Source organism: Janthinobacterium sp. SUN128 (genome assembly GCF_030587275.1).
Taxonomy (GTDB): Bacteria; Pseudomonadota; Gammaproteobacteria; order Burkholderiales; family Burkholderiaceae_D; genus Janthinobacterium; species Janthinobacterium lividum.
Genome location: NZ_JAPWHY010000001.1, coordinates 1,565,991 through 1,578,606, shown reverse-complemented (window position 1 = coordinate 1,578,606; position 12,616 = coordinate 1,565,991). Strand labels below are relative to the sequence as shown.

Annotated in this window: 19 protein-coding genes; 11 read left to right on the top strand and 8 right to left on the bottom strand. The window is 62.3% G+C overall.

The window, feature by feature from the left end; genetic code table 11:
- Positions 1-11 precede the first annotated feature (11 nt).
- A complete protein-coding gene (locus O3297_RS07115; RefSeq protein ID WP_305048194.1) occupies positions 12-596 on the bottom strand; it encodes a GNAT family N-acetyltransferase in 585 nt (194 codons plus the stop codon).
- Between the two features lie 97 nt (positions 597-693).
- Here O3297_RS07115 and O3297_RS07110 point away from each other — a divergent pair, with 97 nt between their 5' ends.
- From O3297_RS07110 to O3297_RS07100, 3 genes are all read left to right on the top strand, one after another.
- Complete coding sequence (locus tag O3297_RS07110; RefSeq protein WP_070279878.1) at positions 694-1,575, top strand: LysR family transcriptional regulator; 882 nt, start codon at positions 694-696, stop codon at positions 1,573-1,575.
- A gap of 101 nt (positions 1,576-1,676) precedes the next feature.
- Positions 1,677-1,931, top strand: a complete 255-nt coding sequence (locus O3297_RS07105) for a DUF6434 domain-containing protein (RefSeq protein ID WP_249153750.1) — start codon at positions 1,677-1,679, stop codon at positions 1,929-1,931.
- Positions 1,928-2,386 carry a hypothetical protein gene (locus O3297_RS07100; RefSeq protein ID WP_305048193.1) on the top strand — a complete coding sequence of 153 codons (459 nt, stop codon included), beginning with the start codon at positions 1,928-1,930 and terminating at the stop codon, positions 2,384-2,386. Before O3297_RS07105 ends, O3297_RS07100 begins: the two co-directional genes overlap by 4 nt.
- Before the next feature lie 3 nt (positions 2,387-2,389).
- On the opposite strand, the gene O3297_RS07095 is transcribed toward O3297_RS07100, so the two are convergent.
- Both O3297_RS07095 and O3297_RS07090 read right to left on the bottom strand, forming a co-directional pair.
- Entirely contained in the window at positions 2,390-3,445 is a 1,056-nt protein-coding gene (locus O3297_RS07095; protein ID WP_305048192.1) for an FAD-binding oxidoreductase, read from the bottom strand.
- A gap of 17 nt (positions 3,446-3,462) precedes the next feature.
- Positions 3,463-4,008 (bottom strand): GNAT family N-acetyltransferase, encoded by a 546-nt coding sequence (locus O3297_RS07090; RefSeq protein ID WP_305048191.1) that lies wholly within the window; start codon positions 4,006-4,008, stop codon positions 3,463-3,465.
- A gap of 100 nt (positions 4,009-4,108) precedes the next feature.
- On the opposite strand from O3297_RS07090, the gene O3297_RS07085 reads away from it, so the two are divergent.
- From O3297_RS07085 to O3297_RS07055, 7 genes are all read left to right on the top strand, one after another.
- Positions 4,109-5,293 carry a citrate synthase gene (locus O3297_RS07085; protein ID WP_305048190.1) on the top strand — a complete coding sequence of 395 codons (1,185 nt, stop codon included), beginning with the start codon at positions 4,109-4,111 and terminating at the stop codon, positions 5,291-5,293.
- A gap of 45 nt (positions 5,294-5,338) precedes the next feature.
- Positions 5,339-5,821 (top strand): MarR family winged helix-turn-helix transcriptional regulator, encoded by a 483-nt coding sequence (locus O3297_RS07080; protein WP_305048189.1) that lies wholly within the window; start codon positions 5,339-5,341, stop codon positions 5,819-5,821.
- A gap of 31 nt (positions 5,822-5,852) precedes the next feature.
- Positions 5,853-6,305, top strand: coding sequence for a PaaI family thioesterase (locus O3297_RS07075; RefSeq protein WP_070279575.1), 453 nt, complete (start codon positions 5,853-5,855; stop codon positions 6,303-6,305).
- The gene (locus O3297_RS07070) at positions 6,302-6,739 is read left to right on the top strand and encodes a GNAT family N-acetyltransferase (RefSeq protein WP_305048188.1); all 438 of its coding nucleotides are present in this window, start codon (positions 6,302-6,304) and stop codon (positions 6,737-6,739) included. The genes O3297_RS07075 and O3297_RS07070 overlap by 4 nt, the downstream gene beginning before the upstream one ends.
- Positions 6,740-6,953: 214 nt before the next feature.
- On the top strand, positions 6,954-7,193 hold the full coding sequence (locus O3297_RS07065) for a hypothetical protein (RefSeq protein WP_305048187.1): 240 nt from the start codon (positions 6,954-6,956) through the stop codon (positions 7,191-7,193).
- Between the two features lie 81 nt (positions 7,194-7,274).
- The gene (locus tag O3297_RS07060; RefSeq protein ID WP_305048186.1) at positions 7,275-7,514 is read left to right on the top strand and encodes a hypothetical protein; all 240 of its coding nucleotides are present in this window, start codon (positions 7,275-7,277) and stop codon (positions 7,512-7,514) included.
- 250 nt (positions 7,515-7,764) lie between these two features.
- Positions 7,765-8,136 (top strand): hypothetical protein, encoded by a 372-nt coding sequence (locus O3297_RS07055; protein WP_305048185.1) that lies wholly within the window; start codon positions 7,765-7,767, stop codon positions 8,134-8,136.
- A gap of 22 nt (positions 8,137-8,158) precedes the next feature.
- On the opposite strand, the gene O3297_RS07050 is transcribed toward O3297_RS07055, so the two are convergent.
- On the bottom strand, positions 8,159-9,142 hold the full coding sequence (locus O3297_RS07050) for a tyrosine-type recombinase/integrase (protein WP_370385424.1): 984 nt from the start codon (positions 9,140-9,142) through the stop codon (positions 8,159-8,161).
- Between the two features lie 257 nt (positions 9,143-9,399).
- Here O3297_RS07050 and O3297_RS07045 point away from each other — a divergent pair, with 257 nt between their 5' ends.
- On the top strand, positions 9,400-10,410 hold the full coding sequence (locus O3297_RS07045; RefSeq protein WP_305048183.1) for a DNA-binding protein: 1,011 nt from the start codon (positions 9,400-9,402) through the stop codon (positions 10,408-10,410).
- A gap of 133 nt (positions 10,411-10,543) precedes the next feature.
- Here O3297_RS07045 and O3297_RS07040 read toward each other — a convergent pair whose 3' ends face one another.
- The 4 genes from O3297_RS07040 to O3297_RS07025 all read right to left on the bottom strand — a co-directional run bounded on the left by O3297_RS07040 (position 10,544) and on the right by O3297_RS07025 (position 12,616).
- Positions 10,544-10,888: a GNAT family N-acetyltransferase gene (locus O3297_RS07040; protein ID WP_305049620.1), complete on the bottom strand. Its 345-nt coding sequence runs from the start codon at positions 10,886-10,888 to the stop codon at positions 10,544-10,546.
- Positions 10,889-10,994: 106 nt separating this feature from the next.
- Positions 10,995-11,546 carry a hypothetical protein gene (locus O3297_RS07035; RefSeq protein ID WP_305048182.1) on the bottom strand — a complete coding sequence of 184 codons (552 nt, stop codon included), beginning with the start codon at positions 11,544-11,546 and terminating at the stop codon, positions 10,995-10,997.
- Positions 11,543-11,977 carry a DUF1801 domain-containing protein gene (locus O3297_RS07030; RefSeq protein ID WP_305048181.1) on the bottom strand — a complete coding sequence of 145 codons (435 nt, stop codon included), beginning with the start codon at positions 11,975-11,977 and terminating at the stop codon, positions 11,543-11,545. The genes O3297_RS07035 and O3297_RS07030 overlap by 4 nt, the downstream gene beginning before the upstream one ends.
- Before the next feature lie 30 nt (positions 11,978-12,007).
- Positions 12,008-12,616 (bottom strand): hypothetical protein, encoded by a 609-nt coding sequence (locus tag O3297_RS07025; protein WP_305048180.1) that lies wholly within the window; start codon positions 12,614-12,616, stop codon positions 12,008-12,010.

Here is a 12,616-nt window from a genome sequence, read left to right as displayed (position 1 = left end):
GGCGGCGGGCGTCAGCCACGGTCGCCATCCTTGTCATCCACGGCGGCGGTTACCGCTGGCACGTCGAGTTCGCGCAGCATGACGACGGAGACTTGCTTGAAGCCGCGGCCCTGGAAGAATTGTTGCGCCGTCAGGTTGTGCGCGCCGCATTCGAGGAACAAACGGGCGATGCCGTGGCTGCGCAATTCGCCTGCTACCCACTCCACCAGCTGGCTGCCGATGCCGCTGCCGCGCACGGAGGGCAGCAAGACCAGGTCGTCCAGCGCGGCGAACGATTTCGAGGCGCGCTGGCGCGTGTCGATGGAAACCAACGCCATGCCGACGATGGCCTCGCCCGAGGTAGCCACGGCCAGCAGGGTCGAATCGCCATGGGCCCAGTCATGCGACAAGGCGGCGCGGATTTCGCCACGGATCACTTCAGGCAAGTCCGCGCGCCAGTTGCCGGGCGCGTCGGCGCGCTCGCCTTGCAGCTCCGAATGAGAGATATAGTCGGCACTGACGTTATCAAGATATAACGTGCACAGCGCATCTTCGGCGGTGGCGTCGTGACACCAGGAAAAGCTAATGGCGGGGGTATGGGCTTGAGCGTTTTTCATGGCGGATTTCGTGTTGTTGAAAATGTAAATGCATTTTATGTCGCCCCTGAATGGCATTCAAGTTAAAATCCATCTGTAAAACAGATAGGTGAATGCCATGCAATGGACTTTGGAACAAATGCGCTACTTCGAGGCGGCCGTCGCGGCCGGCTCATTCTCGGGCGCGGCGCGCCGGCTGGGCCGCGCGCAATCGGTGGTCAGCACCTCGATCGGGTTGCTGGAAGCGGAATTCGGCGTGGAACTGTTCGACCGTTCGCGCCGCAGCGCCGTGCTGACGGAAGCGGGCAAGGTGATGCACCTGGAAGCGTGCGAATTGCTGCGCCAGGCCGAGCGATTGCAGCTGCGCGCCCAGCTCTTGAGCGCCGCGCCCGAAGCGCAGCTGACCCTGGCCCTGGACGAAGCCCTGCCCTACCTGGCCATCGGCACCCTGGTGAAAGAATTGGCGGCGCGCTACCCGGCGCTGGAGCTGGTGATGCTCAACGCCACGGCGTCCGAGGTGGCGCAATACGTGGAGCAGCAGCAAGCGGACGTGGCTTTTCACTTCGACCGCGGCCCCATCTCCCCCGTGCTGGAACAGCAGCACATCGGCAGCGTGGCGCAAGGCGTGTTCGTGGCCAAAGGCCATGCGATGGCCCACGGCCAGGAAGTGAGCCGCAACGAACTGACCCGCTACCGCCAGCTGATCATGGATTCCGAGCTCAACCGCGAACACGCCTTCAGCCCCGCCGTCTGGTTTTCCGACAGTTTTTATAGCATCGCGGAAATGGTCGCGGACGAGCTGGGCTGGGCGATTCTGCCCCTGAACATCGCCAACTACGACAATTACAAAGGGTATCTGCAGGAAGTGCCGTGCCCTGCCCTGGCTTTGTCGCGCCTGCCGGTGCGGCGACTGTCGATTCATGGCAAAAAACTCAGCGAGACGAGTCTGTGGCTGACGACGAGGCTGGCGGAGTTGCTGGCGGATGGGCCGCGGGGCTAACGCGTACTACGGTCGTCCCGGCCATTAAATGAAGGAAAAGCTGGCGCGGGCATTTCGATGGCATGAGAATATAGCCAAAAGATAAAACAAAGGGATACAGCATGGATTTCAATTGGCATGGGGGCCTCATCACCCGGCATACCGCCGTCGACGCCCACTATAAAAACACGCAAAACGTCCGGCGCTTCCTGTTGGACCAGTGCGGGCCGCAATTCAAACTGGACCGTGATTTCATGGCCTGGATAGGCGATGGCGCCGCCAAAACCATGGGCGATGTCGCGGATGAATGGATGCGTCGGCATCATCCAGCCGGTGATGCGCAAATAAATACAATAAGTACTGAAAGCTTTACATGATGCACTCAACCGTCGTCAACAACTGGTTCACCATGGCGAAAGACGATGCCGTGGAGATTGATCCCGATAATATCAATCACGAAGCCATGACCAATATGTGGAGCTTTTCGCCCACGGACGAGGAAACGCCGCAGATTCATGCGGCGGATATCGTTGCCTTCATCGGAGAATTGATCGCGGCCCGCAGCAGCGCGCTCGTTGGCGAGGAGATGCTGTTCTATTGCTGGCACGATGCGCAATGCCGCCAGTTGCGCTTCAGCCTGGTGTCGCGTTCGCATGGGCGGCTGCCGTTTCGCTGCGAGCTGCGCGAAACGCAGGATTTGTCGCTGATCGCCGACCGGGTGGTGAACGGGGATTGGCGCAACGAAGATTTCATGCAGGCCCCGTCGGAGGAAGGCGATGAGCAGGAGCAAGCACCGTTCATCCTGCCCGTGTTTGTGGCGCCGGTGCCGTAGGAATCAGCACGCCAGAAAGCGCGCGGGCCGGCAAGCTTCCAGGGCCGACGCTGGCTGTCCATCGACGATTTCCCCGCTGGCAAGCTGGCCCACGATGGCCGCCAGCACCACGCCAGGATGCATGGCGCACACGTATGCTCCTTCCACCTGCGACAGGTAGCCGATGACGGGCACGCCGTCAAACGGCATGGGGCGCAGGCCGATGCAGGCGAACTCCGGCGCGATGGCCTCGGCGCCTTCCAGTTCATTGCGGATCGCGCTGGCCGTGCGCTGCGCCATGGCGGCGGGCCGGTTTTCCGGCGCGTCGTCCACATAGTCTTCCGCCGCCAGCATGGTGCCATCCTCGGCTTGCCGCACTTCCATTGCATGGCTGGAGATGATGCCGCGCACGAGGTCGGGCGGCGCCGTGTAGCGCAGGAAGATGGCGGGCGAGGCGTGGATGGGCAGGCTGGCGCCCAGTTGCGCGGCCAGTTGGGCTGTGCCCGTGCCTGCTGCCAATACGATCACATCCGCATCGATGACGCCCGTGGCCGTTTCCACGCCTGTCACCTTCGCGTCCCGGACCACAAAGCCCAGCACGGACGTGTGCGTGCGGACGGTCGCACCCAGCGCCTGGGCCGCTGCCAGCAAAGCATGCGTGGCGGCAACGGCATCGAGGGCGCCCTGCTCCGGCTCGTGGACGGCCTGTTCCGGCGGCTGCCTGAGATGTGGCTCAAGCTGGGCGATGCGCGCGCGATCTGCCAACATGGATTCGGGCGACACGCGCCCATCCTGCGTGCCGTACGACAAGGCGCCATGCCAGCGCACCGTCAAGCCTGGCACCTGTGTTTCCAGCTGGCGCCAGGCGGCGATGGCGCCACCGCGCAAGGCCGCGATGGGGTCCGGTCCGGCGCAGGAGGTGTTAATCCAGGCAAACGAGGTGCCCGTCACGCCGGAAGCGATGCCGCCCGCCTCGACCACGGTGACGTTTGCCCCCTTGCTGGCCAGGTGATACGCGAGCGACGCGCCGACGATGCCGGCGCCGATGACGACGATGCGTTTTGGGGTTTTGCGATTCATATTTGATAACTTTGGTTTTATGGCAGGACAGAGTCTACCCCAGCCGCCTGCAAGTCCAGTGCATAGGCATGGCCATCGACAACGTTGCCTTCCACGATGGCAATATCGGGCACGGCCATTCCCTGCACAAAACCACAGCGTTCCAGCACGCGGATCGAAGCCGCATTGCCGTCGATGGCATAGGCGCACAGGCTGGCCAGCCGCCATTCGTCTTGCGCCAGGGCGATCAGGTGGTGCAGCGCGGCCGTGGCCAGGCCCTTGCCCCCTTGCTGCTCCCCGATGCGGTAGCCGACTTCGGCCGTCTGCGTCTGCCCGTCGATGTCCTTGAGGTTGGCGCGGCCGATCAATTGTCCGTATTCATCGACGATGACGCACGGGTGCATGCGGCCCTGTGCGTGCTCATCCAGGAATTGCGCGACGTGGGCATGGATGCCGTCGGTACTGTAAAAAGTGTCCGGGCGCCGGTCGATATGGCGCTCGAACCAGGCCCGGTTGGCTTGCTCGAATGCCAGTAATGGGGCGGCGTCGTCCGGACGCAGGGTGCGAATGGTAAATGTGCTCATGGATACTCCGGGAAAGGCATGAGTCTAGTGACGCGCCACCCGGGCCGTCAATCTTGATTCCATCAATCAATATAAAGTGACAAACGCTACAATGGCCGCCATGAACAACGATCTGTCCGCTCTTGACGCTGCGCGCCTGCTGGGCGTCAGCCTGCCCACCCTGTATTCCTATGTGAGCCGTGGCTTGCTTGCTTCCGTCAGCAATGGAACGTCGCGCCGCAAGCGCTATCCGCAGGAAGACGTGCTGCGCCTCGCGGCGCGCAAGAATGACGCCAAGCGCGGCGGCCAGACTGCCGTGGCTGCCATGCACTGGGGCTTGCCCGTGCTGGAGACGCGGATTTCCCACATCCTCGATGGCCGATTGCTGTACCGGGGCTGCGATGCGACAGCGCTGGCCCGGCACGCGACCCTGGAAGCGGCCGCAGGGCTGCTGTGGGACGATGGCGCAAGCGATTATTTCCGGCAAGACGCGCCTGCCCTGCCGCAAGGGTTGGCCAGCGCGCCGGATACCACGCCGCTGGCGCGCGCCATGCTTGCCACGGCCATGCTGGGGGCCAAGCCCGCCCCAGCGACCATGTTGCAATATGGCCCCGAACTGATGCGCATCCTGGCCGCCGCCCTGCTGCAGACGCCGCCGTCCGCCTTGCCGCTGCACCAGCAGTTGGCCAATGCGTGGAACGCCGACGCGGAGCAGGCTGAATTGCTGCGCGCCGCGCTCGTGCTGCTGGCCGACCATGAATTGAATGCATCGACCTTTGCCGTGCGCTGCGTCGCTTCGACGGGCGCCAGCCTGCCGGCCGCGCTGGGCGCGGGCTTGGCAGCCTTGTCCGGTGACAAGCACGGCGGCGGCAGTGCGGCCGCCAGGCGCATGTTGTCGCAGGCGCTGGCCGCGCCAGACGCCAGGGATGCCAGGGCCGCCATCGGCAAATACTACGCGGCCATCGCGCCGGAATTCGCCGGCTTCGGCCACCCGCTGTATCCGCACGGCGACCCGCGCGCCGCGTATCTGCTGGAGCGCTTGTCGGCGCTGTCGCACGAGCATCCGCAACTGCGCGCCATCCTGGCCGTGTGCGCCACGGCTGGCGAGCTGCTCGATATCAGGCCGAACGCCGACCTGGCGCTGGCCGCGATGGAGCTGGCGTTCGGCTGGCCAGAAGGCGCGGGCATGAGCGTGTTTGCGCTGGCCCGTTCGGCCGGCTGGATCGCGCATGCCGCTGAGCAAGCCGCCAGCGCGGCCCTGATACGGCCGCGAGCCCGCTACATCGGACGCCACCATCGGGACTGACAATATCTGCTTGATTTATTACGCATACGTAGTAGTATACTCCGCATGCGTACCAATACTGACCTCCCCGATACAACCGCCGCCTGCCCGCTGAGCGAGCGTTCGCCGCGCCTGTTCAATCTGCTTAACCTGGCGCGACAGAACCTGTTCCGCTCGGCCGATGCCGTCTTCAGCAGCGAACTGGGATTTTCCGGCACGCAAGTTGTCGCCCTGTTTGCCCTGAAGGGCGAGGAAGGCTGCCAGTTGAAGGATCTGGGGCGGGCGCTGCAACTGAAAAACTCGGCCGTCACGGGCCTGGTGGCGCGCATGGAAGAAAACGGCCTGATCGTGCGCGGCCAGTCGGCGCTCGACGCGCGCGCCGGCACCCTGCACATGTCGCCCAGGGGCGGCGAGGTGCTGGCTGCCGCCCTGCCCCTGCTCGACAGCCTGAATGAACAACTGAAGCAAGGTTTCAGCGAAGAAGAACTGGCCGTCGTGGCCCGCTTCCTGCTGCACGCCTCGCGCCTGCGTTTTGCGCAGGATGTCTGACCCATCCCACATCACCACCACAGGAGTTACCATGCACCCGAACGACATGACCGGCTTGCAACTGATGCAGGCTTTCGCGCAAGGCCTGTTCCCCCGGCCCGGCATTTCCAAGACCATGCCCATGGATGCGCAGACGGTCGAGCATGGCCGTGTCATCTTCACGGCGACGGCAAATGAAACCCACACCAATCCCATGGGCGGCGTGCACGGCGGTTTTGCCGCTACCGTGCTCGACACGGTCACGGGCTGCGCCACGCACACGGTCTTGCCGGCCGGCGAAAGCTACGGCACGACGGACCTCAACATCAAGATGTGCCGTCCCCTGCCCTTCAACGTGACGGTCTTCGCTGAAGGCAAGGTCATCAATGCGGGACGCAACCTGGTCATTTCCGAAGGCACGATTCGCGACGAAGCCGGTAAAGTGTACGCGCACGCGACAGCCACCTGCATGATCATCCGTCCCCGGGAGCAAGCGGCTGCATGATACGGCCCGGCAGCATCGCGGAAGCCTGGCACGTGCTGCAGGCGATACCCGAATTCGACCAGCGGCGCAGCCTGGCGCAGTTGCAGGAGCGGCTGCCCGCCAGTGCGCTGGTGCTCATCGCGGAAGCGGACGGCCAGCCCGTCGGCTGCAAGCTGGGATATGCCGCCGAGGATGGTTCCTTGTATAGCTGGCTCGGCGGCGTGCTGCCCGCGCACCGCAAGACGGGACTGGCGCAGCGGCTGCTGGAAGCCCAGGAAGCCTGGGCAAGCGCACACGACTTTGCGGCCGTCACGGTGAAATCGATGAACCGCTATCCCGCCATGCTGCGTTTGCTGATCCGTAATGGATACCAGATACGGCTGGTGGAGCACTTTGGCGATCCTGCCAGGGAGCGCATTCATTTCATCAGGCTGCTGTCCAGGAACGACTCGTAAAATCACTTTCCTGTTTTTTGCTTTTCAAAAAATCAACAATGCCATACATGGCAAACATATTCGGAGAGACTGACGAACTGCGTTGAAATGCTGTCCTGAAGACTTAGGCTGAGTTCGGCCAAAAGCAGAAAAAAACAAGGCATATGCGTCACCCACCAACAGCGGCAACCGGCCATTTACAGACAAAGATAAAGCGCGAATTTACATCATTCATATGAACGAGCATACAAATTCTGAAGTTCACGTAACACTTACTGCTGACGAGGCCCTTGTTTTATTTGAGTTTTTGAGGCGCTACTCTGATTCAGGCCAATTGGACATAATAGACCAAGCAGAACAAAGAGCGCTCTGGAATTTGTGCTGCATTTTTGAGAAGAAATCAGTAGCTCCATTTAATATGGAATATGGTCAAGCGCTGTCAAAAGCTCGGGAGCAATTGCGTGACGAGGAATAATTTCGGATGGTCGCCGCCGACCGCAACCGGCCAGAATCGGCCCCGATGTGGGCATCGAGCAATCACTGAAACTGAATACAAATGTTGAATAAGAAACTTTTTGATGCTATCGCATCTGCGGTGGACTTGGATGACCCTGCAGAGCAATTTTTAGCTCAGCAATTCATGATTGAGGCGATAGGAAGCGTGACTTCACAGTTGCCTGAGGTTGCCAAGTCAGCCGCAGCGGTGGCGAATCGATTCATCACCGGTGCGGCGACGGCTGAGGAAGTCATTGCTGAGCGTGTACGCCTCTGGCGAGCAATTGAAGGGCGAGATTAATCGGACGAGCCAGACGTTTTGAAAATAAGAACGGCCATCTGCGTGTTGCATCCTATGGATATGGGCGCTTCTGCCGAAATATTGGAGTACTTTTTTGTGTTTTGGCAGCAAGGAGGCTTGCCGCAGGTTGAGCTTAAGGCCGCCGCTCAAAACAAGTATGGCATTTGAGGCGGCTTCAGCCGGCCAGGAACGTATGTCCAAACCTGACGTGGCAAGAGGTCATCCATTTTAAATTTACACCAGAGGTTGCATGCGCCATTTTCAAAGTGGAAGCTATTTTACGGCTTGTCTGAACATTCGACCAACGCTGTCATTCGAAGCAACTGTTGTCGTTCTGGCCCAGGCACTTGGTATCAGATTCTCGCCTGACCAGGAAGGGAAATACGAGGAATATCCGGCGTATCGCGCCTTCGCGCTGGGACTGGAAATCGCGTTATTGGCGCCTCCGCCGCTGGATTTAGACACGCGGGAGATATGCGACAACTGTTTTCAGCTAATTATCGATACCTGCGCGGACGTATCCGACGGCGGTGCGGACGTGGATCTGAGCGCTCTCATTGCGGCGCAATTAAGCTCCGCTACCGAGTTGGAAATGGAGCGTAGCGAAGTAGCATCTACGTAATACCGGAGGTTGCCAGGCGCCCTCAGCCCGCCGGCTTCCTCTTCGCCTTCAATAAACTCCCCGCCGCATTTTCCTCGAAGCGGCCCGCCTCTTCTATATAGCCATGCACGGTGCCGTCGTGGCGCCAGCCGCCCTGGCGCTTGATAGCCTGGAAATCAGCGCCGGCCCGGTGCGCGCTGGTGGCCATGCCGCGGCGCAGGCTGTGGCTGGACAGTTCCGGCACGTAATTGAGCGCCGCCAGCCTGGCGCAGCCTTCGAGTATCGTATTGATGCTGCTCGCGTGCAGCGCCTTCACGCTCACATGACCCCACTGATTCACGGTGCGCAATAGCGGCCCCGTGCGGATGTGCGCCGCGGCCAGCCAGGCGCGCAAGGCCGTGGCCGGACAACAGACGCCGTCGCCGAACGGGATCGCCTTGACGATGCCCTCGCCCAGCTGGTCCGTTTTCGAGCGTGGCAGGGTGATCACCATGCCCTGCGGCTCCCAGCTCACGTCTTCCACAGTCAATCCCACCAGTTCGCTGCGGCGAAAACCGCCAAAAAATCCCAGTTGCAGCAAGGCGCTGTCGCGCAAGGCCTTGACGCTGCCCAGCGCGGCCAGCCTGGCGACGATCAGCTCCAGGTCTTCCAGCGGCAGGGCCTTGGCCTTCTTCTTCGGCTTGCCGTGCAGGCGCGCGATGCCGGCCAGGGTCTTGCGCACGGTGGGCGTGGATGCGGGGTCGGCAAAGCCCTGGTACACATGCCATTGCGACAGGGCCGTGAGGCGCAGGGCCAGGGTGCGCGCGTTCAGGCTGTCCGCATATGCCAACAGATAGCGGATGACGGTGGACTCGTCGGCGGGCAACGCCCCGCCCCAGGCCTGGAAGTGGCGGATGGCGGAACGGTAGGTGCGGCGCGTGTTGTCGGACGTGGCGGCGGCGAGAAACGCCTGGTGGCGCGCGGCCAGTTCGGCATCGATCAGGGCGCCGTGTAATGGCGCAGCGGCGATGGCGGTGCTTTTTGGCACGGCGGCACGGCGTTTCGGGAGGGGCAAATCGGGCATGGCGGCGGCGAAATCGGGGTTTTGTACCAAGAGAGTCACAGAATAGCATGCAAAGCACCCCCATAACACGCGATAAGCGATCTTATCGCGACTTATATTTTATAAAAATTATGAAAATTTATATCGTAATATTATACAATATTACGTATCATGTAATACGTTACTAAATTTCGCTCATAGGTGGTTTTATGGCCCGTACCGGCATTCTGTACTCTGATGTTATGAAAGCAGCCCAAATCGTCGCGGCCGATGGGCGCAATCCCACGGTCGACAGCGTGCGCGAAGCGCTGGGCAGCACGGGCAGCAAGAGCACCATCGCTCCCCTGTTGAAGCGCTGGAAGGAAGAGTTCCAGGGCACGGGCGCCGTGAAAACGGAGGCAGGCTTGCCGACCGAGCTGATGGAGGCGATGCGCGGCGTCTATGAGAAGCAGCAGCGCGACGTGGCGCAGCAGCTGGAAACGGGCATGCAGCAGAACCGCGCGGAACTCGATGCGGCTTTGGCGCAACTGAAGAAGACGGAAAACGAACACTTGAAACTGACGGAGGCGCGCGCCGCCCTCACCCAGGAATTGCGCGCCACCCAGCATGCGCTGGCGCAATTGAAGGAAGAGCACCATTTCCGCGCCGTCACGCTGGCCACCTTGCACAGCGATAATGCGGGCTTGACGCAGCGCCTGGCCGACCGGGGCGAGGAAATCGCGGCGCTCAATCGTCAACTGGCGCAGGTGCGCTCGCAGTTCGACCATTACCAGGAAGCGGCCGCCGCGCAGCGCAGCGAGGAACGGGCGCAGGCGCAGCAACAAATCAGCCGGCTGGAACAGGATAACGCGCAGCTGCAGCAGCGTCTGCAGGGGCAGCAAGCGACGCTGGTGCAACAGGACATGCGCCTGGCGCAGTTGCAGGCGGAACACGCGCGCCTTGCTGACGACGCGGCGGCAGATCGCGAAGCACTGGCCACCGTGCGCCCCGAGCGCGACCAGTTCGAATTTCAGTATCTGCAGGCGGCCGCGTCGGCCGACGCCCTGCTGGCCAAGCTCGATACGGCCCTGCTGGCGCTGAACGACGCCAAGGTGGCGCTGGCCGCGCAAGACCGGCAGCTCGACATGCTGGCGGAAAATGGGCAAGCATCGCAGCAGAAAATGGAAGCATTGGCGCAGGAGAGAGATGGTTTGCTGCGCGACAATGCCGGCATGGCGGCCAGGCTGGCCCTGCTCATGGATAGCAAAGCGTGATGTTTGAGCCCGTCCAATAGCCTGGGATCTATGTGATGGCCCCAGGATGGGCATCGCCAGCTTTCAAGGCCTGCCGCATTATTATTTCGCCTGTTCCATGACGGCGGACGGCGACGAATATGCGCAGCATGCCTCACTGCCGGTAGCGCACCCGTATCCACGCGCCGATGGCGTCCACGCCACTGTCTTCCGCATCTTCGCCCCATCCCGCGCGCGCATAAAAGCGCCGTGCGCCCGTATTGGCCAGCTGCGTCTTCAGGCTCAGACGGGGCCCGAAGCGCGCCACGACGGCCGCCAGCAGTTGCGCGCCGATGCCCATGCCGCTGTGCGCCGGGTGCACATACAGGTGGTGCAGGAAGTAATCGGGGGCGTCGCCCGTGTACACGGCGGCAAAACCGGTGACGATGCCGCCGCATTCGGCAACGAGGAGCTCTTCGCCCTGCGTTGCCGTCGTGAAAGTGGCACTTGCCGGCGACAGGGCCGAAGGCGTCGCGCCCGGCCAGAGCCAGGATGGCGGTGCAGGGCTGCATGTCCGTGCTGGCGTAGGGGCGAATCAGGCACATGGCTGGCGTACTATCCATTCCTTACAGGCGGCGGTTCAGCACGCTGTCGATATCGTGGGTTTTCAGCTCGACCTGGAGCACGCCGTCTTGCAGCCAATAAGCGTCGCCTCCCCGTTGCAGCGCATCCATATCGAGCGTGCCCAAGGCTGGCGGGATGGCGCCGGCGAGCAAAGCCGCCACCTCGTCCCATGCCGCATACGACAGCTTCAGATACCAGCCGTCGTCGTGGGCAAAGGCGAGAAAGCGGCTGCGCAAGGCTGGCAGCGGTGCAAGCGCGCCACGGTGGTCCAGCATCGCGGCCACGCCTGCATCCTGTGAAGCGGGCGGCACGCCCTGCCAATCGGCCCAGGCATGGCTGCCGCAGGCAGCGATATCTTCCTGCACCAAGGCTGGCAGTTGCTGCCGCGCCAAGGTCTGGTAGCTGGCAGGTTGCCTGGCCGTCCCGGCGCTGCCCTTGCGCAGCACGATGCCGCCAGCCTTGCCGAGGGCAGGAATAAAATCCTTGAATTCGATGCCGGAAGCGACCAGCATGCGCTCGGCCGGGTCGTGCCAGATATACAGATAATGTCTCAAGTAGAATTCCGTTTTGATTTCGGCGCCGTATTCAGCGCCACGGCGGCGCGTATCAGCGCCTTGAATGCCGCGGTGTCGAGGTGCGCGCCTTCGTGCAGGTCGATGGCCCGGCGCGTGCTGCCGTCCAGGCTGGCATTGAACAGGCCGGCCGGATCGGGCAAGGCGGCGCCCTTGGCGAAGGTGAGTTTGACGGCCAGTTTATAGGTTTCGCCCGTGCAAATCATGCCCGCATGCGACCAGACGGGCACGCCGCGCCATTTGACTTCCTCGACCACTTCAGGATCCGCCTGGCGTATCAGCGCGCGCACGCTGGCGAGGGTTTTGCCGCGCCAATCCGCCAGCGAGGCGATTTTCGCATCGATCTGGCTGGCAGCGGATGCGGCGTTCGCCGCTTCATCATCGGGCCGCGCGCCCGGCTCTGCTTTTTTCATGGCTGGCATCTCCTTCAATGCGCACACGCCTTACTGCGCAGGGCTGGCCATGCAGGCGACCAGCGTAGCGATGAACTGGTCGCGCAAGGCCTGATACTGCGCATCCGTCGCGAATGCCCGCTTGTCTGCCGGCTGATTGAGCAGATAGGCGGTGGCGACCGTCCCGCTGGCGTCATGCAGCAGCGTGTACAGACTGATCACGCCGGACGATTGCGTGATATTCGGGTTATTCAATCCTAGCACTTCCACGCCCTGGCGCGTGTCCATTTCCAGCGGCACCAGCTGTGGCGGCTTGCTGGTGGCCGACATGTGCTGCATTTGCGCCACGATGGTGTCGCGGTCGGCGGCAAACCTGCCTTCGGCGCTGCGTTCGATCTTCAGATTCACGAATGGCAAGCTGCTCTTGTGGAACAACATCAGCCGGTAGCCATCGGCCACCGATACCTGGCCCTCTCCCGTTGCCAGCTTGACGCTGCGCGTCGTCACGTGCGCGGGCAAGCGGTCCTGCTGCCTGAACTGGAATTGGCTGCGGTTGATGCATTGCGCCAGGGGCCCCAGGGGATCGGCCGTGCGGTCTTGCGCCTGGACGCCCAGTGCGGCGAGCAGCATGGGAATGGCAAGCAATTGGCGGTGATTCAT

Excerpts from the sequence above, each read along its gene's own strand:
- O3297_RS07115 (WP_305048194.1), bottom strand. The coding sequence starts at position 596 with ATGAAAAACGCTCAAGCCCATACCCCCGCCATTAGCTTTTCCTGGTGT.
- O3297_RS07110 (WP_070279878.1), top strand. The coding sequence starts at position 694 with ATGCAATGGACTTTGGAACAAATGCGCTACTTCGAGGCGGCCGTCGCG.
- O3297_RS07105 (WP_249153750.1), top strand. The coding sequence starts at position 1,677 with ATGGATTTCAATTGGCATGGGGGCCTCATCACCCGGCATACCGCCGTC.
- O3297_RS07100 (WP_305048193.1), top strand. The coding sequence starts at position 1,928 with ATGATGCACTCAACCGTCGTCAACAACTGGTTCACCATGGCGAAAGAC.
- O3297_RS07095 (WP_305048192.1), bottom strand. The coding sequence starts at position 3,445 with ATGAATCGCAAAACCCCAAAACGCATCGTCGTCATCGGCGCCGGCATC.
- O3297_RS07090 (WP_305048191.1), bottom strand. The coding sequence starts at position 4,008 with ATGAGCACATTTACCATTCGCACCCTGCGTCCGGACGACGCCGCCCCA.
- O3297_RS07085 (WP_305048190.1), top strand. The coding sequence starts at position 4,109 with ATGAACAACGATCTGTCCGCTCTTGACGCTGCGCGCCTGCTGGGCGTC.
- O3297_RS07080 (WP_305048189.1), top strand. The coding sequence starts at position 5,339 with ATGCGTACCAATACTGACCTCCCCGATACAACCGCCGCCTGCCCGCTG.
- O3297_RS07075 (WP_070279575.1), top strand. The coding sequence starts at position 5,853 with ATGCACCCGAACGACATGACCGGCTTGCAACTGATGCAGGCTTTCGCG.
- O3297_RS07070 (WP_305048188.1), top strand. The coding sequence starts at position 6,302 with ATGATACGGCCCGGCAGCATCGCGGAAGCCTGGCACGTGCTGCAGGCG.
- O3297_RS07065 (WP_305048187.1), top strand. The coding sequence starts at position 6,954 with ATGAACGAGCATACAAATTCTGAAGTTCACGTAACACTTACTGCTGAC.
- O3297_RS07060 (WP_305048186.1), top strand. The coding sequence starts at position 7,275 with ATGTTGAATAAGAAACTTTTTGATGCTATCGCATCTGCGGTGGACTTG.
- O3297_RS07055 (WP_305048185.1), top strand. The coding sequence starts at position 7,765 with ATGCGCCATTTTCAAAGTGGAAGCTATTTTACGGCTTGTCTGAACATT.
- O3297_RS07045 (WP_305048183.1), top strand. The coding sequence starts at position 9,400 with ATGAAAGCAGCCCAAATCGTCGCGGCCGATGGGCGCAATCCCACGGTC.
- O3297_RS07030 (WP_305048181.1), bottom strand. The coding sequence starts at position 11,977 with ATGAAAAAAGCAGAGCCGGGCGCGCGGCCCGATGATGAAGCGGCGAAC.
- O3297_RS07025 (WP_305048180.1), bottom strand. The coding sequence starts at position 12,616 with ATGAATCACCGCCAATTGCTTGCCATTCCCATGCTGCTCGCCGCACTG.